14 protein-coding genes and 1 pseudogene are annotated in these 16,937 nt (G+C 72.6%); 10 read left to right on the top strand and 5 right to left on the bottom strand.

The genetic code is table 11. The features are described 5' to 3' along the window. The first annotated feature begins 33 nt into the window (after window positions 1-33). Together guaA and Scani_RS06875 are read left to right on the top strand one after the other, a co-directional pair. On the top strand, window positions 34-1,620 hold the full coding sequence (guaA, locus tag Scani_RS06880; RefSeq protein WP_159470995.1) for a glutamine-hydrolyzing GMP synthase: 1,587 nt from the start codon (window positions 34-36) through the stop codon (window positions 1,618-1,620). 217 nt (window positions 1,621-1,837) lie between these two features. After that, window positions 1,838-2,659, top strand: a pseudogene (locus Scani_RS06875) (class II aldolase/adducin family protein); the annotation flags it as partial. A 111-nt stretch (window positions 2,660-2,770) separates the two neighbouring features. Here the strand turns inward: Scani_RS06875 and Scani_RS06870 are convergent. Continuing rightward, complete coding sequence (locus Scani_RS06870; protein ID WP_159470992.1) at window positions 2,771-3,289, bottom strand: phenolic acid decarboxylase; 519 nt, start codon at window positions 3,287-3,289, stop codon at window positions 2,771-2,773. A gap of 101 nt (window positions 3,290-3,390) precedes the next feature. On the opposite strand from Scani_RS06870, the gene Scani_RS06865 reads away from it, so the two are divergent. Next, the gene (locus Scani_RS06865; protein WP_159470990.1) at window positions 3,391-3,822 is read left to right on the top strand and encodes a MarR family winged helix-turn-helix transcriptional regulator; all 432 of its coding nucleotides are present in this window, start codon (window positions 3,391-3,393) and stop codon (window positions 3,820-3,822) included. A gap of 108 nt (window positions 3,823-3,930) precedes the next feature. Here the strand turns inward: Scani_RS06865 and Scani_RS06860 are convergent, their stop codons facing one another. Further along, window positions 3,931-4,689, bottom strand: a complete 759-nt coding sequence (locus Scani_RS06860) for a bestrophin-like domain (protein WP_159470988.1) — start codon at window positions 4,687-4,689, stop codon at window positions 3,931-3,933. Here Scani_RS06860 and Scani_RS06855 point away from each other — a divergent pair. From Scani_RS06855 to Scani_RS06845, 3 genes are all read left to right on the top strand, one after another. Continuing rightward, window positions 4,688-4,846 carry a hypothetical protein gene (locus Scani_RS06855; RefSeq protein WP_159470986.1) on the top strand — a complete coding sequence of 53 codons (159 nt, stop codon included), beginning with the start codon at window positions 4,688-4,690 and terminating at the stop codon, window positions 4,844-4,846. The genes Scani_RS06860 and Scani_RS06855 overlap by 2 nt on opposite strands. Before the next feature lie 971 nt (window positions 4,847-5,817). Beyond that, entirely contained in the window at window positions 5,818-7,095 is a 1,278-nt protein-coding gene (locus tag Scani_RS06850; RefSeq protein ID WP_159470984.1) for a hypothetical protein, read from the top strand. Window positions 7,096-7,338: 243 nt separating this feature from the next. After that, window positions 7,339-7,884, top strand: a complete 546-nt coding sequence (locus Scani_RS06845; protein WP_159470982.1) for a TQO small subunit DoxD — start codon at window positions 7,339-7,341, stop codon at window positions 7,882-7,884. A 224-nt stretch (window positions 7,885-8,108) separates the two neighbouring features. Here the strand turns inward: Scani_RS06845 and Scani_RS06840 are convergent, their stop codons facing one another. Both Scani_RS06840 and Scani_RS06835 read right to left on the bottom strand, forming a co-directional pair. Next, window positions 8,109-8,336 carry a hypothetical protein gene (locus Scani_RS06840; RefSeq protein WP_159470980.1) on the bottom strand — a complete coding sequence of 76 codons (228 nt, stop codon included), beginning with the start codon at window positions 8,334-8,336 and terminating at the stop codon, window positions 8,109-8,111. Further along, entirely contained in the window at window positions 8,333-9,787 is a 1,455-nt protein-coding gene (locus tag Scani_RS06835; RefSeq protein ID WP_159470978.1) for a PspC domain-containing protein, read from the bottom strand. Before Scani_RS06835 ends, Scani_RS06840 begins: the two co-directional genes overlap by 4 nt. Window positions 9,788-10,038: 251 nt before the next feature. On the opposite strand from Scani_RS06835, the gene Scani_RS06830 reads away from it, so the two are divergent. From Scani_RS06830 to Scani_RS06815, 4 genes are all read left to right on the top strand, one after another. Further along, a complete protein-coding gene (locus tag Scani_RS06830) occupies window positions 10,039-11,880 on the top strand; it encodes a serine/threonine-protein kinase (protein ID WP_281391874.1) in 1,842 nt (613 codons plus the stop codon). A gap of 161 nt (window positions 11,881-12,041) precedes the next feature. Then, the gene (locus Scani_RS06825) at window positions 12,042-13,340 is read left to right on the top strand and encodes an ATP-binding protein (RefSeq protein ID WP_159470974.1); all 1,299 of its coding nucleotides are present in this window, start codon (window positions 12,042-12,044) and stop codon (window positions 13,338-13,340) included. Window positions 13,341-13,429: 89 nt separating this feature from the next. Further along, the gene (locus Scani_RS06820; protein WP_159470972.1) at window positions 13,430-14,140 is read left to right on the top strand and encodes a LuxR C-terminal-related transcriptional regulator; all 711 of its coding nucleotides are present in this window, start codon (window positions 13,430-13,432) and stop codon (window positions 14,138-14,140) included. 186 nt (window positions 14,141-14,326) lie between these two features. Then, on the top strand, window positions 14,327-15,481 hold the full coding sequence (locus tag Scani_RS06815; RefSeq protein WP_159470970.1) for an alpha/beta hydrolase: 1,155 nt from the start codon (window positions 14,327-14,329) through the stop codon (window positions 15,479-15,481). On the opposite strand, the gene Scani_RS06810 is transcribed toward Scani_RS06815, so the two are convergent. Then, complete coding sequence (locus tag Scani_RS06810; RefSeq protein WP_159470968.1) at window positions 15,478-16,614, bottom strand: C40 family peptidase; 1,137 nt, start codon at window positions 16,612-16,614, stop codon at window positions 15,478-15,480. The genes Scani_RS06815 and Scani_RS06810 overlap by 4 nt on opposite strands. Window positions 16,615-16,937: the final 323 nt, after the last annotated feature.

The following is a 16,937-nucleotide window of genomic DNA, read 5'->3' as shown; positions in this document are numbered from 1 at the left end:
ACCCCTGCTCCACACCGCCGGAAGGCCGCCGAAGTGCCATCAGCGCCCCCTGCCGCTGCCCCGGACGTCGTCCTCGTAGTCGACTTCGGCGCACAGTACGCCCAGCTCATCGCCCGCCGAGTCCGTGAGGCCCGGGTCTACAGCGAGATCGTGCCGTCCACCATGCCGGTGGCGGAGATGCTCGCCAAGAACCCGAAGGCGATCATCCTCTCCGGCGGCCCCTCGTCGGTCTATGCCGAAGGTGCCCCCAGTCTGGACCGCTCACTGTTCGAGGCCGGTGTCCCGGTCTTCGGCATGTGCTACGGATTCCAGCTCATGGCGATCACCCTCGGCGGCACCGTCGACAACACCGGTGCGCGGGAGTACGGCCGTACCCCGCTGACCGTCTCCCGCCCCGGATCCACCCTCTTCGAGGGCACCCCCGCCGAGCAGTCGGTGTGGATGTCCCACGGCGACGCCTGCTCCGCCGCCCCCGAGGGCTTCACGGTCACCGCGTCCACGGACGTCGTGCCCGTCGCCGCCTTCGAGAACGACGAGAAGAAGCTCTACGGCGTCCAGTACCACCCCGAGGTCATGCACTCCACGCACGGCCAGCAGGTCCTGGAGCACTTCCTCTACCGCGGCGCGGGCATCGAGCCGAACTGGACCACCACCAGCGTGGTCGAGGAGCAGGTCGCCGCGATCCGCGCCCAGGTCGGCACCAAGCGCGCCATCTGCGCGCTGTCCGGCGGCGTGGACTCCTCGGTGGCCGCCGCCATCGTGCAGAAGGCCATCGGCGAGCAGCTGACCTGCGTCTACGTCGACCACGGCCTCCAGCGCAAGGGCGAGTCGGAGCAGGTCGAGAAGGACTTCGTGGCCGCCACCGGCGTCCAGCTGAAGGTCGTCGACGCCGAGGAGCGCTTCCTGACCGCGCTGGCCGGGGTCAGCGACCCCGAGCAGAAGCGGAAGATCATCGGACGCGAGTTCATCCGCGTCTTCGAGCAGGCCCAGGCCGAGCTGGTCGCCGAGGCCGGCGCCGAGGGCGAGGAAGTCGCCTTCCTGGTCCAGGGCACGCTCTACCCGGACATCGTCGAGTCCGGCGGCGGCACGGGCACCGCCAACATCAAGTCGCACCACAACGTCGGCGGGCTCCCCGACGACATCGAGTTCCAGCTCGTCGAGCCGCTGCGCCAGCTGTTCAAGGACGAGGTCCGGATGGTCGGCTCGGAGCTCGGTCTGCCGGACGAGATCGTCCACCGCCAGCCGTTCCCCGGCCCCGGCCTGGGTATCCGCATCGTCGGCGAGGTCACCAAGGAGCGCCTGGACCTGCTGCGCGAGGCCGACGCCATCGCCCGCGAGGAGCTGACCGCGGCCGGTCTGGACCGCGAGATCTGGCAGTGCCCGGTGGTCCTGCTCGCCGACGTCCGCTCGGTCGGCGTCCAGGGCGACGGCCGGACGTACGGTCACCCGATCGTGCTGCGCCCGGTGTCGTCCGAGGACGCGATGACCGCGGACTGGACGCGGATGCCGTACGACGTGCTGGCGCGGATCTCGACCCGCATCACCAACGAGGTCGCCGAGGTCAACCGTGTCGTCCTCGACGTCACGAGCAAGCCCCCGGGCACCATCGAGTGGGAGTGACCCCACCCGCCGCCTGAGCACGCCGCCGCCCGGTTCGCCGGGCGGCGGCGTGCTGCGTCTCCGGTGTCGCCGGGCGCGCCCGGGGCGGCGGTGGCCGCGGCCCTCGCGGTCTGCCCCTTCTGGTCCCGTTCCTGGTGTCTTCGTCCCGCGGGCCGCGGCAGACGCACCGGACGCGGCCCTGGTTACCTGCGGTAGTGGAAGGTAGCTTCCGCATCGAGCATCAAGAGCCGTACGCGCCAGGAGGAGAGCCGCGATGCCCGAGCCGACCCCCGTACCCACCGATCAGCTGCAGTTCGCGATGCCGCCGACGCACCGGACCGTCGAGGACGAGCGGCGCCATCGCAAGGAGCGCCTGGTCGCGGCCCTGCGCCTCTTCGGGCACTACGGCTTCGAGGAGGGCGTCGCGGGCCATATCACCGTGCGCGACCCGGAGTTCCCGCACTGCTTCTGGGTCAACCCCTTCGGGATGTCCTTCCGGCTCCTCACGCTCAGCGACCTGATCCTGGTCAACGCGGAGGGCAAGGTCGTCGACGGCCGCCACCACGTCAACCAGGCGGCGTTCGCCATCCATTCCCAGGTCCACCAGGCCCGCCCCGACGTCGTCGCGGCGGCGCACAGCCACTCCACCTACGGCCGGGCGCTGTCCGCACTGGGTGAGCTGCTGGAGCCGATCACCCAGGACGTCTGTGCGTTCTACGAGGACCATGCGCTCTTCGACGACTACACGGGTGTGGTGGTGGACGAGGCGGAAGGGCGGCGGATCGCCGCCGCCCTCGGCCCGCACAAGGCCGTGATCCTGCGCAACCACGGCCTGTTGACGGTCGGCGACTCGGTGGACGCGGCGGCCTGGTGGTTCCTCACGATGGAACGTTCCTGCCAGGTCCAGCTGACCGCCAAGGCCGCCGGCAAGCCGGTCCTGATCGACCACCACAACGCCGTCCACACCCGCGAACAGCTGGGCAACGACCTGGTCGCCTGGATCAACTACCAGCCGCTGTACCAGCAGATCGTGCGCAGCGAGCCGGATCTCTTCGGCTAGGGACTCGTGTGGGCCAGGCACGCGCGCGGGCCGGGGACTTCGGCGGCAGGCCTTGGGGTCGCGTCGGGAAGCGTGCGCCCCTGTGACGCGAGCGGTGAGCGGGAGCGCGGGTCAGTTGATGCGGTCGGCGTAGCCCTCGGGCAGGTCGGCCGGATCCACGGCGATGACGCCTTCGTCGTTCTCGCCGCGGTCCTCGAGGAAGGTGATCTCCGCGAATTCGGGGACGACGTGGATCGGGTGGGTCGGGCCCTGGTCGCGGTACGCGGCCATCCGGTCCAGGTGGTCGTTCTGGAAGCAGACGGTGCGCTCGGGGTACTGGTGCACCCACTGGGGGAAGAAGATCACGCCGTGCAGCCGGCGCTCGGCGGGAAGTACGTTGACGCTGACCGAAGTGCCGGTGGGCTCGGTCCAGGAGATCTTGTAGACGTCCGAGTCGAGCCGGACGAGGTCGACCGCCTGGTTCTTCACCCAGCGGCCGCCGACCATGCCGCTGTGGATCCGGTAGTCGATCGTCCGGGAGTTCTTCACGTACATCTCGTACTGCCAGCCGTTGGCGTAGGTGTAGATGAAGTGCTTCCCGGTGATGCCCGAGAGGTCCTGCTCGGGCACGGGGTTCGCGACGGTGGTCATCCTGGGCTCTCCTCGCGTGGTTGCGGTCCCTCACGGCCTCCCCACTGCATTTGCAACAAAACTACTTTGATGCAAAATTACCCTGCTGTCACAATGGGGCGGTGGACACCGCCGCCGACCTCAGCCGCCTCCTCGGCCCCCTGCGCCGGGCCGTCCTGCGCTCGACCCGCGCCGCCGAGGGGCTGCCCGACCTTCCCGATGCCCAGATCGAGCTGCTGCGGGTGCTGTCCGCCGGCGGTCCGCTGGGCACCCGAGCGGTCGCCGAGCGGCTTCGCATCTCGCCCTCGACGGTCAGCAATCTGGTGCGGACGATGACGGCGGCAGGGCTCGTGGAACGGCATGCGTCCACGACGGACCTCAGGGCGGTGGACCTGTCCGTGAGCCCGGGCGCTTCGGAGCTGCTGGAACGCTACGACCGGGCCAGCCGGGAGACGCTGGAGCAGGCGGTGGCCAAGCTTCCCCCCGGCGACCGCGACGCGCTCACCGCCGCCCTGCCCGCCCTCGCCCGCCTGGTCACCGCCCTGGAGGGGTGAGCGGGCAACCCGCGGAGGGCCACCGCGCCCCCGGCGGCGCGGGCGGTCTCCGGCGGATGGGCCGGGCCCCGGCAGGCGGACGATCGCCTTCCGGGGCCCGGCCCCGTTTCACGAATGCGGGAACAGGTCCAGGAACGGCGAGGCGGTGGCGGCGATGCCCCGGCTGAAGGGGGCGTCGAAGTCCCAGACGAGGAACAGCAGGAAGGCGATCAGCGCGCTGAAGAGTCCGGCCATCAGCAACTCGCGCCCCGAGCGCCGGATCTGCAGGGTGAACATGACGCCGACCGAAATGGCGCCACCGATGATCAGCCCGAACCACACCACGCCCGGCAGCGTCGAATCGGCCGCGTCCGCACGGGCGGAGCGGGCGCCGTCGGCCACCGCGACCTGGTCGACGAGGGGCTGGTAGGACTGCCCCTCGTAGTCGTTGCGCGGGCGGTAGTCGGTGACGTCCGCCCGGACCTTCGTCAGCAGTTCGGAGCCGTGCCCGGTCAGTTCCCCCTTCTCGGCCATGACCGGCCATTCCTTGTGCACGACGTAGGACACATACGCATCGACGTCCGAGCGGATGCGGTCCCGTACCGGCGCGGGGTAGGCCCGTGCCCGCGCGCTGACCTCGTGCAGCGCCTGGGCCTCGGTCCGTACGGTGTCCTCGGCCGCGCTCCTGGCCTCCCATACACCGGCGATGGCCAGGCCCAGCACGATCGCGTAGACCACCCCCACCATCATCGTCAGATACTCGATCACATCGGGTGTTTCGGTCGGGTCGTCGTCCTCACTGATCCGGCGCTCCTTGAGGACGGTGATGGTCAGGACGACGCCACAGGCGACGGCCATGGCGAGAGTCAGCACCAGCCATTGGGACATGGAGATCTCCTACGAGGAACGGCGCCCGGCGGAACCGGACGAGGAGCTCGAACGGGGGCGGAGGGCGGCGGCGGCCAGCACGGCCGGGGCGGTGATCAACAAGGTCGTGGTCACCACGGAGCGCCCGGCGCGCGGTTTGTGGGAGACCGGCGCATAGCTGTGGGGCAGGACGGGCGGAGGTGACGCCGGGCGGCGGACGGACGGTTTCGGCTTGGGCTTCGGCGCGGGCGGCGGGGCCGCGGGGCGGACGCGGGGAGCGGGGGACGGGGGCGGCGGCGGTGGCGGTGGGGGCGGTGGTGTCGGCCGGGGTCTGGGGGCGGGCGGCGGAGGTGGCGCGGGTTTCGGGCTCCGCGGGGGAGGCGCCGGTGCGCGGGAGGGCGTGGGCGGTGGCTTGGTTCCGGTGCAGGGGAAGTGCCAGTGGCGGGGCATGGGGAAGCCGGTCGGTACGTCCACGGGGGGCGCGGTGCCCGCATAGGCGCAGTTGTCGCCGGCGGGCGTGCGGGGGAACCGGTCCCGGGCGGTCGCCGGCGGCGCGGTGACGAGCAGCGCGGCGGCCCCGGTCAGGAGCAGGAAAGCGGCGGCCAGCAGCCCGGCCCCCAGGCGGCGGATGTCGCGGAGGGGATGCGGGGGGCGGGACCGGCGCCTGGTCCGGGGCCGGGTGCGGTGCCGGCAGGTGGGGGGCCGGGGTGGTGTTCGGGCCGGGGCGTGTGAGTCATGTGGTGCACGTGGTGCATGTGGTTCATGTGGTCCGTCCAGATCAACGCGGCTGTGCGGTCCGGGAATTCGGTGTATTTGGCGCACGGCGAGAGCTTGCGCAGCCCGCGGACGGCTCAGGCGTCGCCGTGCCCCGGTTCGCCCGAATAGGGGAAGCGCCGGGGCTGCGTCGTCGGCAACCGCTCAGGTGTGCGGAATCCTCCGTGCATCGGTACGAATCCGCTGGGGCGCGTGCGACGGCTGTGGCCACCGCTTCTCGTACGTCAACGCGCCGATGCGCCCGCCACCCGCCACCAACTGGATGTTTGATGTCCGACCCGGCCATCTGGGGCACAATTCGCCTTTGTACCCAACAAGTTGGCGGCGAGCGGCGGCGGGGCGGTAACGGACGTGTCGGTTGAGGCGGCGGGCAGGATGGCCGGAGCGGGCGAACCCGGGGACGGTGCGGAGCGCGCCCCCGGCGGCGAATGCCGGTGCGGACGGTGCCCGCACGGCGCCCGTGCGGGACACCGGCAGGCGGTCGCCGCGTTCATAGCGCTGCGCGAGGACTTCGCCGCCGGGCACGGGGTGCCGGCCGGGCTAGCCCGTTCCGCCGGTGCGGCCCGGCAGTGGGTCTCCGACGAACTGACGCTCTCCGCCCGGGAGGTGGCCAAGCGGGGCGCCGCCGAGGGCAACGCCTGGCTGACGTCCGTACGGTGGCGCACCCTGCTGGTCGTCTGGGGCGCGGTGATCGCCCTGCTGGTCGGGCAGGCACTGACCGCCATCGGCGGCGGCTGGACGGCGACCCGGACGGCGGGGCTGGTCGCGGCCGTCGTGCTCGCGCTGGGGCTGACGGCGGCGGCCTGGTGGCACCGTGCGCACGGCGGGGCGCTGGCGCCGCTGATCGGCGAGGACGGGCGGCTGTCCACCTCACGGACGGTGGCGGCGGGCTGGGCGGCCACGGTGCTGTACGTCGTGCTGACGACGGTCGTGCAGCTGGCGACGACCGCCGTACCGGAGAAGCGGAGCGCGCTGCTCCGGGGGCTGGAACTCGTGCGGTCCGGAACCCTGTTGGCGGTGCTTGCCGTCGGGTGCGGGGTGGCCGTGCTGGCGTACGGGCTGGTGGCCACGCGGGTGCGGTCGGGGCGGTTGCAGAAGGTTCCCGCCGAGCGGCCGCGGGCCGCCGACCTGCTGGCGGACGACGCGGGGCGGGGCAGCCTCCTGGACGTGCAGTACGTCCTGGTGAACGCGGCCGTGCTGGTGTGCGCCCTGGTGCGGCTGGCCGGGCGGCCGGAGGAAGTGCCGCAGCTGCCCTGGGGCCTGGTGGTGCTCCTTGCGCTCTCCGGGGCGACGTATCTGTGGGGGAAGGCGGTGGCGGGCGGGCGGCCGGTGATCCTCTCGGTGGTCCGCTCCCGGGAGCTGGGCGATCTCGCCGCGCCGGTCCGTACCGGCGACGACATCGAGATCCGCGGCGCCGGCTTCGTCCCGCCGGGCGCCGGGACGCCCGACCGGCTCGCCCGGACCGTCGTGCGGATCGGCGATGTCCATGTACCCGTTCCGCTGGTTCCGGTGGCCGGCGGCTTCGCCAATCCGACGGACGGGGTGCTGACCGTGCCGGTGCCGGTCGACGTCGAGCCGGGCCGGGTGACGGTCCGGGTGATCACGGCGGCGGGTGTGGAGTCGAACGGCTACCCCGTCGACGTCCTGGACTGAGGGGCAGCGGGAGCGGGGCGAGCCGGGCGCGGCGGGCGGGACGAGGGGCGCGGCGGGCAAGGGCGTGGGGCGGTGGGTGCCCCGGCGCCGTCCGGCCGTCGCCGTGTGACGAATATGTGTGCCGCGACGGCCCGAAGTGCGTCGGTCCGTTGAACCTCTCGCGCACGTGCGTACGTATCTCCCCAGGGGGCGCGGGCGGGGGCACAATCGTCTGCGCCCGGAGGCAACGGAGAGGCGGACGTCATGGTTCACGCGAATCGCACGATCGGTGCCGAATTGGGAGGGGTGGCCGTTGAGGGCTCCGGCGCCGGGTTGCGCGGGCAGCTGGCGCGCCATGCGCTGCTCCCGTTGCGGCTGTTCCTGGGGGCCACGTTCCTCTATGCGGGCATCGACAAGTTGACGAATCCGGCGTTCTTGGCGGCCAGTGGCGCCGGGTCGCTCGGGGAAATGCTGCGCCAGGTCCATGACGCGGCGGCGCTGCCGCAGCTCGTGGACCTCGCACAGCAGAATCCGGTGGTCTTCGGCTATGCCATCGCGGCCGGCGAGCTGGCGGTGGGCCTCGGGACTCTCGTGGGTCTGCTGGGGCGGCTGGCGGCCCTGGGCGGTGCGCTGATCTCGCTGATGCTGTGGATCACCGTGAGCTGGGCGACCACGCCGTACTACTACGGCAACGACCTCGCCTATCTGATGGCCTGGGTTCCGCTCGTACTGGCCGGCACGCCGATGTTCTCCCTGGACGCGGCCTGGGCGCACCGCCGCAGGCGGCACGGGACGCAGCTGTTCGGCTAGGCCGGTTCTTTTGGAGGCTCCCGGGTGCGAGGAGGGGACCTTCGGGGTCGGTCGGAGTCTCCAGGGGCGGTCGGAGGGGCGGTCGGAGGGGCCGGGCGTGCGGTCCGGACGTCCGGGTTCCGGGTGTGGTGTCGGAGCGTCCGGGGGCGCGGCGTCCGCCTCGGAGGCTCGCCGCGTGGCGCCTCGTCGGGCTGGAGGTGTCTCAGGGGTGCGTCAGGGGTGCTTCAGGGCTGCGTCAGGGGTGGTGGCTCGGTGGGCTGGGTGTCGCGGCGGGTCATGGCCCGGACGGCGGCGGTGAGGCCCGCGAGGAACAGGCCGGCGGGCAGGGCGAGGAAGAGCCAGAGGCCGGGTGCCTGCCAGAGGCCGACGGCGTCGAGACCGTAGCCCGTGCCGACGGTGAGGGCGGTGAGGCCCGCGATCAGGCGGGCCGGTTCGAAGCGATGGCGCTTCACTCGGGGGCTCCCTCAGGGGTCGGGGCGGTCGGCCGGGCGGGTGTCGGCGGGGTGGGTGCGTCCGGGGCGGAGGCCGGTGTCGCGCGCTCGACGGCGACCTGACCCGCACCGATGTCGAGGTCGAGTTCCAGTGAGCCGCGCGGCTTCTCGCCCTTCTTGAGGCCGTCGGCGGGCAGCGTGATGGTCTTCTCGCCTCCCGCCGAGAGGTCCACGTCGTGCGGCGATTCGCCCGGCAGCTGGATGTCGCCGAGGCCGAGCGAGATGTGGAGGCGGGTGGTGACACCGTGCGGCAGCGTCACCTGGAGGCGGCCGAAGCCGACTTCCGCGCTGGTGTGGACCGTACGGCCGCCCTTGAGGGGCAGGGCGGCGAGGTCCAGCGTCCCTTCCCCCGAGCCGATCTCGTAATGCGGCCGGACGGCGGCGAGGGTGGTGGGGGCCCAGGTGTGCTTCCGCCAGTCGGTGCTGAGGTTGTCGGGCAGCGCCGTCGCGGCCGCCAGCAGAACGGCCGTCAGCACCACCATGAACACCGTGCCGCCGCCCGTCCGTCCGAACCAGGCGCTGAGTACGAGGCCCAGGCCGAAGACGGCCAACGCACCTGCCAGCCCTGCCTGGAGGGAGGGGGCGAAGCCGTCGTGGCGGAACACGGTGAGGGCGGTGGCGGCGCCGACGAGCAGCGCGAGCAGGAACGTCCAGCCGCCGATCGGACGGCCGCTGCGGCGAGTTGGGCGCGGCACTCCGGCCGGGGGAGTGCCGTACGGGGGCGGGCCGGGCGGGCCGCCGGCGTCGGAGCAGGTGCGAGACCGGCCGGTTGCCGTCGGCGCGCCGTGTTCGGGGCGGTAGGTGATGTCCAGCGGGAGCGGGGTGTTGTCGGGTCCCCACAGATAGCCCGGACCGCCCGCCTCCTTGGAGCGCTGGTTGCGCCACCAGGAGGGGCTGGTCGGCACCGGGGGCGCCGTGGTCTCGGGCGGTGCGTCGGCGACGGCCTGGGCGGTGGCGGCGTCCACCGACTCCGGGCCCTTGGTCTCGACCTCCCTGCGCCGCCGCGACCAGTAAGCGGAACCGGCCGCCGTCAGCGTCAGCATGATGGCGAACGACATCATGCTGCCCTTGGCGAGGGTCGTCAGGAACAGTCCGCAGCCGACCAGCGCGAAGAGCAGGGCCGTCAGCGCGGAGCCTTCGACACGGCCGGAGAGCAGCCTGCGGCCCTCGTTCTCTTCCTGGCCGTCGAGCGGGATGAGCAGCCAGGCGAAGCCGTAGGCGATGAGGCCGAGACCGCCGACGGAGAGCACGGCGAGCACGATCCGGAAGATCACCGGGTCGAGATCCCACTGGCGGCCCAGCCCGCCGCACACGCCGCCGATCACCTTGTGCCGCCGGCTGCGGCGCAGCGGGGCATGCGGCGGGGTGGGGCCGGAGGGCGCCGACTCCTCGACGGGGGCTGCTTCGTTCATGGACCCATGGTGACCTGGGTGGCGGCGGAGGGGCATCCGTGGAAACCCTGGCAGATCCCTGAGATTTTCCGACGACACCCCCGATATGCCCCAGGGGGGTCCCGAAACCCCTCGTGCGTTCGCATATGCCTCGCTCCCTTCTGCCCCGCCCGGAACACACGTGCCGACGGGCGGTGGGGGGAGGGCCTTCCACCGGCGCGGGCGACTATCGTTGCGCCCTGGATACGTACGGGTTTCCGGAGGGGCGTGCGGTGACGGAGGCGGCGTCGGTGGACGAGGGGCGACTGGTCGCCGGGCGATATCGCCTGGTTGAGCGGATAGGCCAGGGCGGTATGGGCACCGTCTGGCGGGCCCGGGACGAAGTCCTCGGGCGTCAGGTCGCGGTCAAGCGTTTGCATGTGGCGCCGTATCTCGATGCGGACGAACTGGCGAGGCGCTATGAGCGCACCACCCGTGAGGCGCAGGCCGCGGCGCGCATCAACCACCCCAATGTGGTGGGGGTGCACGACGTCGTGGACGACGCCGGGATGCCGTGCATCGTCATGGAGTACGTCCCCTCGACGACGCTCGGGGATCTCATCAAGGAAGCCGCGCGGCAGGACAGTTCGGTCACGCCGCGCGAGGCCGCCCGGATCGGGCGCGGCATGGTGGCGGCGCTGCGTGCCGCACACTCCGCCGGTGTGCTGCACCGTGACGTCAAGCCGGGCAACGTGCTGCTCGGTGAGGACGGCCGGGTCGTGCTCACCGACTTCGGCATCGCGGTCGCCACCGGTACCTCCACGCTCACCAAGACGGGCGAGCTGGTCGGCTCCATCGACTACTTGGCGCCCGAGCGGGTCAGGAGCGGCAGCCCGGGTCCCGCCTCCGACCTGTGGGCGCTGGGCGCGACGCTCTATCAAGCGGTGGAGGGGCGGCCCCCGTTCCGGAAGGACACCGCGGTCGAGACGGCGTACGCGATCGCCATGGACCCGCTGGAGGCGCCGCGCAACGCCGGGTCGCTGAGCCCGCTGATCGAGGCGCTGCTCGCCAAGGAGCCGGCCGAGCGCCCGACGGCCGAGGTCGTCGAGCAGGCGCTGCGGGCCGCCGAGGCCGAGGCGGAGACGGCGCAGCTCGGCCGGCCGACGCTGGCGCTGGGCACGGTCGGACGCGGCGACCCGGCATCGACCGACACGAACGGGCAGGCCGAGGCGCCGACGTGTGCGGTGCCGCAGGCGGGCGGGACGGCAGCCGCGCCGGACCGTACCGGGACGGGCACCGGGACCGGTGCCGGGGCGTTTGCGAGCACCGGCACGGGTACGGGCAGTGGCACGGGCACCGGCACGGGTGCGGACATCGGTGGTGCCGTGACCGGACCCATGTCTCTCCAGGACGGGGCCGGTGGCGGGCGGGCCGACAGGGGCCGTACCGAAGCGCTGTCCGGCGGCAAGGCCCCCCGCAGGCGGCGTGCTGCCCGGGTCGTGGTCTGGAGTGTCGCCGGGGTGCTGTTCGCCGGTGGCGGTGCGGGTTCGGCCTGGTACCTGATGCACCGCAGCGCCTCCGCCGTCCCCCAGACGACCTCCGACAAGGGCGACACGGGCGTTCCCAGCGTCCCGGCCCACAGCATCGGACCGCCGCCGCCCCTCCCCGACGGCTACCGGACGGCAAAGGAGTCCGCGCTCGGCGTGAATATCCCGGTACCCGAGGGGTGGAGGCGCATCGTCAGGGACGGCGGCCGGCAGATCATCTACGCCTCGGGGGCCAGCGAGGCGACGGACACCGAGCGCGCCCAGCTGACCCTGAGCGTTCTGGACTTCTCCTCGCCCGATCAGGTGCAGCACTTCAAGGACGTCGAGGTGGAGTTCAAGAAGATCTACCCCGTCTACACGCGGCTGCGGCTGCAGCCGACGATCTTCCAGGGCGATCCCGCCGCGATCTGGGAGTTCAACTTCACTGGACGGGCCCGCAAATTCCGGGGGATCGACCTCGGGTTCGGTCGTGAGGGCGGCAAGGAATACGCGCTCTACGTCTCCGCGCCGGACGCCGACTGGGCGAAATACGAGAAGGTCTTCTCGGTGATCAAGGACGGCTTCCGCAGGACCGGCCCGCAGAGCTGAGGCGGCGGGCGGAGCCGCGGGCGGGAGCGGCGGGAAGCCGCCGCGCGCCGTCGCGGAGCGGTCGCCTCCGGCCCGTCCCGGGCCGGACCCCGAAACGTCAGGGACGGCCTCAGGGTCGACCCTGATGTCCCGGGCCCCCGCGTCGTGTGACGATCGGGGACATGACCACCGCTCCGCCCCGCGCCGAGTCGCACTACGCCCCGGCACCGGACCCCGACGAACCGCCCGTGCGCAAGCTGTACCGCAGCGCCGACGGGCGGCTGCTCGGTGGTGTCGCGCGCGGCCTGGCGGGGCATCTCGGGCTGCCGGTCTCCTGGGTGCGGATCGTGTTCGTCGCCCTCTTCCTGGCCGACGGCATGGGCGCGCTGCTGTACGCCGCTTTCTGGTTCTTCGTTCCCCTGGGTGTCGGCGGCGTGGACCACCGCCACCCCGCCATGGCCGGCGGGAAGCGGCTGCTGCGGCGGCACAAGCCCGACAAGGGCCAGGTCTTCGCGCTGATCGCGCTGCTCATCGGCGCCGCGATCATCGCCTCCCGCTTCCAGCTGGGCCAGGCCAAGGGCTATGTCTGGCCGGTGCTGCTGATCGGCGCCGGTGTCGCCCTGGTGTGGCGCCAGGCCGACGACTCCCGCCGTGCGCAATGGCTGGAGCTCGGCCGCCGCAAGGGCGTGCTGCCGATGCTGCGGGGCGCGGCCGGTGTGCTGCTGGTCGGCGTCGGGGTGACCGGCATCGTCGTGCTGCAGGGGTCGGTGCGCCATCTCGGCTCGGTGCTGCAGGCCTCGCTCGCGGTCGTCGTCGGCATCGCGCTGCTGGCGGGCCCCTATCTCGTGCGGATCACCCAGGACCTCTCCGAGGAACGGCTGATGCGCATCCGCGCCCAGGAACGCGCCGAAGTGGCCGCCCATGTCCATGACTCCGTGCTGCACACCCTCACCCTGATCCAGCGCAACGCCGAGGAACCCAGGGAGGTGGCGCGGCTGGCCCGCGCCCAGGAACGGGAGTTGCGCGCCTGGCTCTACAAGCCCGAGGGCCGCGGCAAGGAGGAGGACGAGGAACCGGCCACCCTGGCGGAGGCGGTCCGCGCGTCCGCTGCCGAGGTGGAGGACCACCACGGCGTCCCCATCGAAGTCGTGATCGTCGGCGACTGCCCGCTGGACGAGGCGCTGGGCGCCCAGATACAGGCCGCACGCGAGGCGATGGTCAACGCCGCCAAGTACGGTGGCGAGGGCGGCGCGGTGCAGGTCTACGCCGAGGTCGAGGGTCGTACGGTCTTCGTCTCGGTGCGCGACCGCGGCCCCGGGTTCGACCTGGACGCGGTCCCCGAGGACCGGATGGGCGTACGGGAGTCCATCATCGGCCGGATGGAGCGCAACGGCGGCACGGCCCGGCTGCGTTCCGCCCCCGAGGGGGGCACGGTCGTCGAGCTGGAGATGCAGCGCCCGGCGACGGAGAGCGGCGCATGACCGGGCCGGACGGGCGGCAGCCGGTGGCGACACCGCGGGCCGGAGCACGCGATGATGGCGGGGCAGACATCGAGGGACGGGCGGAAGACATGAGCAGCGAGGGCGCACAGCAGGGCAGGGCCGGCGGCGCGGCCGAGGGCCGGACCGTACGGGTCGTGCTGGTCGACGACCACCGGATGTTCCGTACGGGCGTCCAGGCCGAGATCGGCGAGACGGAGCGCACCGGCGTCGAGGTGGTCGGCGAGGCGGCCGACGTCGACCAGGCGCTCACGGTCATCACGGCCACCCGCCCCGAGGTCGTCCTGCTGGACGTCCACCTCCCCGGGGGCGGCGGGGTCGAAGTGCTGCGCCGCAGCGCCGCGATGATGGGCGACGCGGAGCGCCCGGTCCGCTTCCTGGCGCTCTCCGTCTCCGATGCGGCCGAGGACGTCATCGGGGTCATCCGCGGCGGCGCCCGCGGCTATGTCACCAAGACCATCACCGGCACGGACCTGGTGGACGCGGTCTTCCGGGTGTCCGACGGCGATGCGGTGTTCTCCCCGCGGCTGGCCGGCTTCGTTCTGGACGCCTTCGCCTCGACGGACGCCCCGCCGGTCGACGAGGACCTCGACCGCCTCACCCAGCGCGAGCGCGAGGTCCTGCGGCTGATCGCCCGCGGCTATGCGTACAAGGAAATCGCCAAGCAGCTGTTCATCTCCGTGAAGACCGTGGAATCCCACGTCTCCGCGGTGCTGCGCAAGCTCCAGCTCTCCAACCGCCATGAGCTGACCCGCTGGGCCGCCGCCCGGCGACTGGTCTGACCTGCACACGCCGTTCGGCGGCCGGATGACACGGCCGCCGCGGGGCGGAACGTAAAGAACGGCTGAAGACGGGCAACCAGGACCACGCGGATCACCATCTAAGGGCGCGGAGAGGCTCACTGCCGGAGGCGGGGCCGGAACCATCCCCACGTCCTTCGCGTAGTTTGTCCTGGAAGCGAGATCCCGATGAGCCTGACGGGCACGCCCTTCTTCCTCACCTCGGTCACGCTGTTGATCGTTGCCTTCGTCCTGCCGCTCGCCCTGTGGGGCCGAATAGCCGGGCCGCCCCTGCTGCGCAGCCTCGCCCGGCTGCTGATGCTGCTGTTCGCCCAGGTCACGGCCATCACCGTGGTCTTCGTTCTGGTCAACAACGCCAATAATCTCTACGACACCTGGGACGACCTGCTCGGCACCGGCAGCCATGTCGAGGCGGCCCGGGACCTCGGCCCCGACGGCATGGGCGGGCAGCAGATCAAGAACGAGCCCAAGCAGCTCCAGCGTTTCCGCCCGGCCGACGACCCCCAGGTGGGCCCGGGCGTCCAGATGACCGACCTCAGGGGCCGGATCTCGGGCGTGGCGGGCGAGGTGTACGTATGGCTGCCGCCGCAGTACAACGACCCGGCCTACCGGAACAAGAGGTTCCCGGTGGTCGAGCTGCTGCCCGGCTACCCGGGGTCGGCGAAGTCCTGGATGGGGTCGCTGCGGGTGGCCGAGCAGCTCCAGCCGCTGATGCAGCGCGGCCAGATCAGGCCGGTCATCCTGGTGGCGCCGCGTACCAACCTCCTGCCCGGCGCGGACACCGGCTGCGTCAACCTCCCCGGGAAGGTCAACGCCGACAGCTGGCTGACCGTCGACGTCCGCAAGATGATCGTCGACAACTTCCGGGCGGGCGACAAGCCGGACGCCTGGGCCCTGGCCGGCTACTCGGCGGGCGCCCACTGCGCCACCAAGCTCGCCCTGTCCCACCCGGACCGCTACCGCGCCGCGGTCTCCCTGTCCGGCTACAACGACCCGGCCCTCGAACGCGACTCCCTGGCCGGCAAGGACCCCAAGCTGCGCATCGAGTCCAACCCGATGCACATCCTGAAGTCCGCCAACGCGACGGGGCGGCCGCCGCGCACGGCCCTGTACGTGACGGGCGCGGCGGGCGACGGCTACCAGGCCGGTCTCGGCCTGCGGCAGCTGGCGCGGTTCCCGACGACGGTGAACGTCCAGCAGATCTCGGGCGCCGGCGGCCACACCACGGCGGTGTGGAAGCAGCAGGTGCCCCAGGTCTTCCAGTGGCTGGGGACCCAGCTCAGGGCTGAGCCTCAGGGCCTGAGCGACCGGCGCGGCAGCTAGGCAGGCCGGGTCGCCGCCGCGAACGGCATCTGGTCGATCGGCGCGATCCGTACCGGCGCCCCCGGGTGCGGCGCGTGGATCATCTTGCCGTCCCCGATGTAGATCCCCACATGGCTGATGCCGGAGTAGAAGAACACCAGGTCACCGGGGGCGAGTCGGGACCTGTCGATACGCGGTCCCGAGCTGATCTGGGTGTAGGTCGTACGGGGCAGCGACACCCCGCCCGACCTCCAGGCGGCCTGGGTCAGCCCCGAGCAGTCGTACGCGGAGGGGCCCGTCGCGCCCCAGACGTACGGCTTGCCGAGGGCGGCGTAGGCGAAGGCGACGGCCCGCGCGGCACGGGAGTCGGGGGCCTGCGCCGCCGCCGCGGCGGCTCCCGCGCCGGTGCGGGCCCCGTCGGGGAGGCCGTCCCCGCGCCCCGTTCCGCGGTCCGCGCGGCGCTCGCCGGCGCCGTGCGCGCCGCTTCGGCCCGCCATCCGCTGCCGCTGCTCCGCGGTCAGGCGGTTCAGCAACTGCTCGGCGGCGCCCAGCTTGTGGACGATGGTGACGCGGTGCTTCTTCAGCGCCGCCTCGGTCTCCGCCAGCCGGTGTGCGGTGTCCTCGGCGCGCTGCTGGACCTGCCGTACGCTGCCGAGCCGGCGCGCATAGCCGGCCACCGCGGTCGCCTGGTGGCTGTCCGCACGCTCCAGGACTGCGGCACCGTCCAGATAGCGCTGCGGGTCCGCGGACAGCAGCAGCCGTACGGTCGGGTCGACGCCGCCGGAGCGGTACTGGCTCGCGGCCATGGTGCCCAGCTCGGAGCGGGCGGCGTTCAGTTCCGTGGTCCTGCGGGCGGCCTCGTCCTGCAGGCGGCTCAGCTCCTCGCGTGCGGTGTCGGCGGCTTCCTTCGCGCCGTCGTAGCTCTGCGTGGCCACCTCTGCCTCCTGGTACAGCGCGTGGACCCGCTCCTTGACCTGGGCGGGGGTGAGCTGGGGCGCGGCCTGGCCGGTGCCGTCGAAGCCGGTGGCGGTGGCCGCGCCGGCCAGGGCCAGGGTGGCGGCCGTACGGGCGGTGCGTGCGCTGCGTGAGCCGCCGGTGAGCGCGGCGAGCGGATGCTGCCGGGGCTTGCGGTGCGAGGCCACGGTGGCCGTCACTTCCTTCCCTTCGAGCCGTGGGCCCGGCGGCGGTCCGTAACGAGGGAACGGACCGCCGCCGCACCTCTCGGCGGGGCGGCCGACAGGACGCCGGTGGGAGGCCGGCGAGGGCGGGGAGTCGACCGCCTGGAGGAGGACGCTAAGCCTGTGGGTCGCGGCGATGAGTGCGCTTGCCCGGGATTGTTCGCTTTCGACCGTGGTCGGTGCGCGGGTGACCGTGGCGCCGCGGCCACCCGGCCGGGACCGGGCCCGGCCTGACCGAAGCGGCGATTGTGGGCGCCCTGCCCGAAGCGCCGTGCTATGCGGCGGCTACGATCCGACAC

The sequence above is a fragment of the Streptomyces caniferus genome (assembly GCF_009811555.1).
Taxonomy (GTDB): Bacteria; Actinomycetota; Actinomycetes; order Streptomycetales; family Streptomycetaceae; genus Streptomyces; species Streptomyces caniferus.
This window is presented reverse-complemented; position numbering and strand designations above follow the sequence as displayed.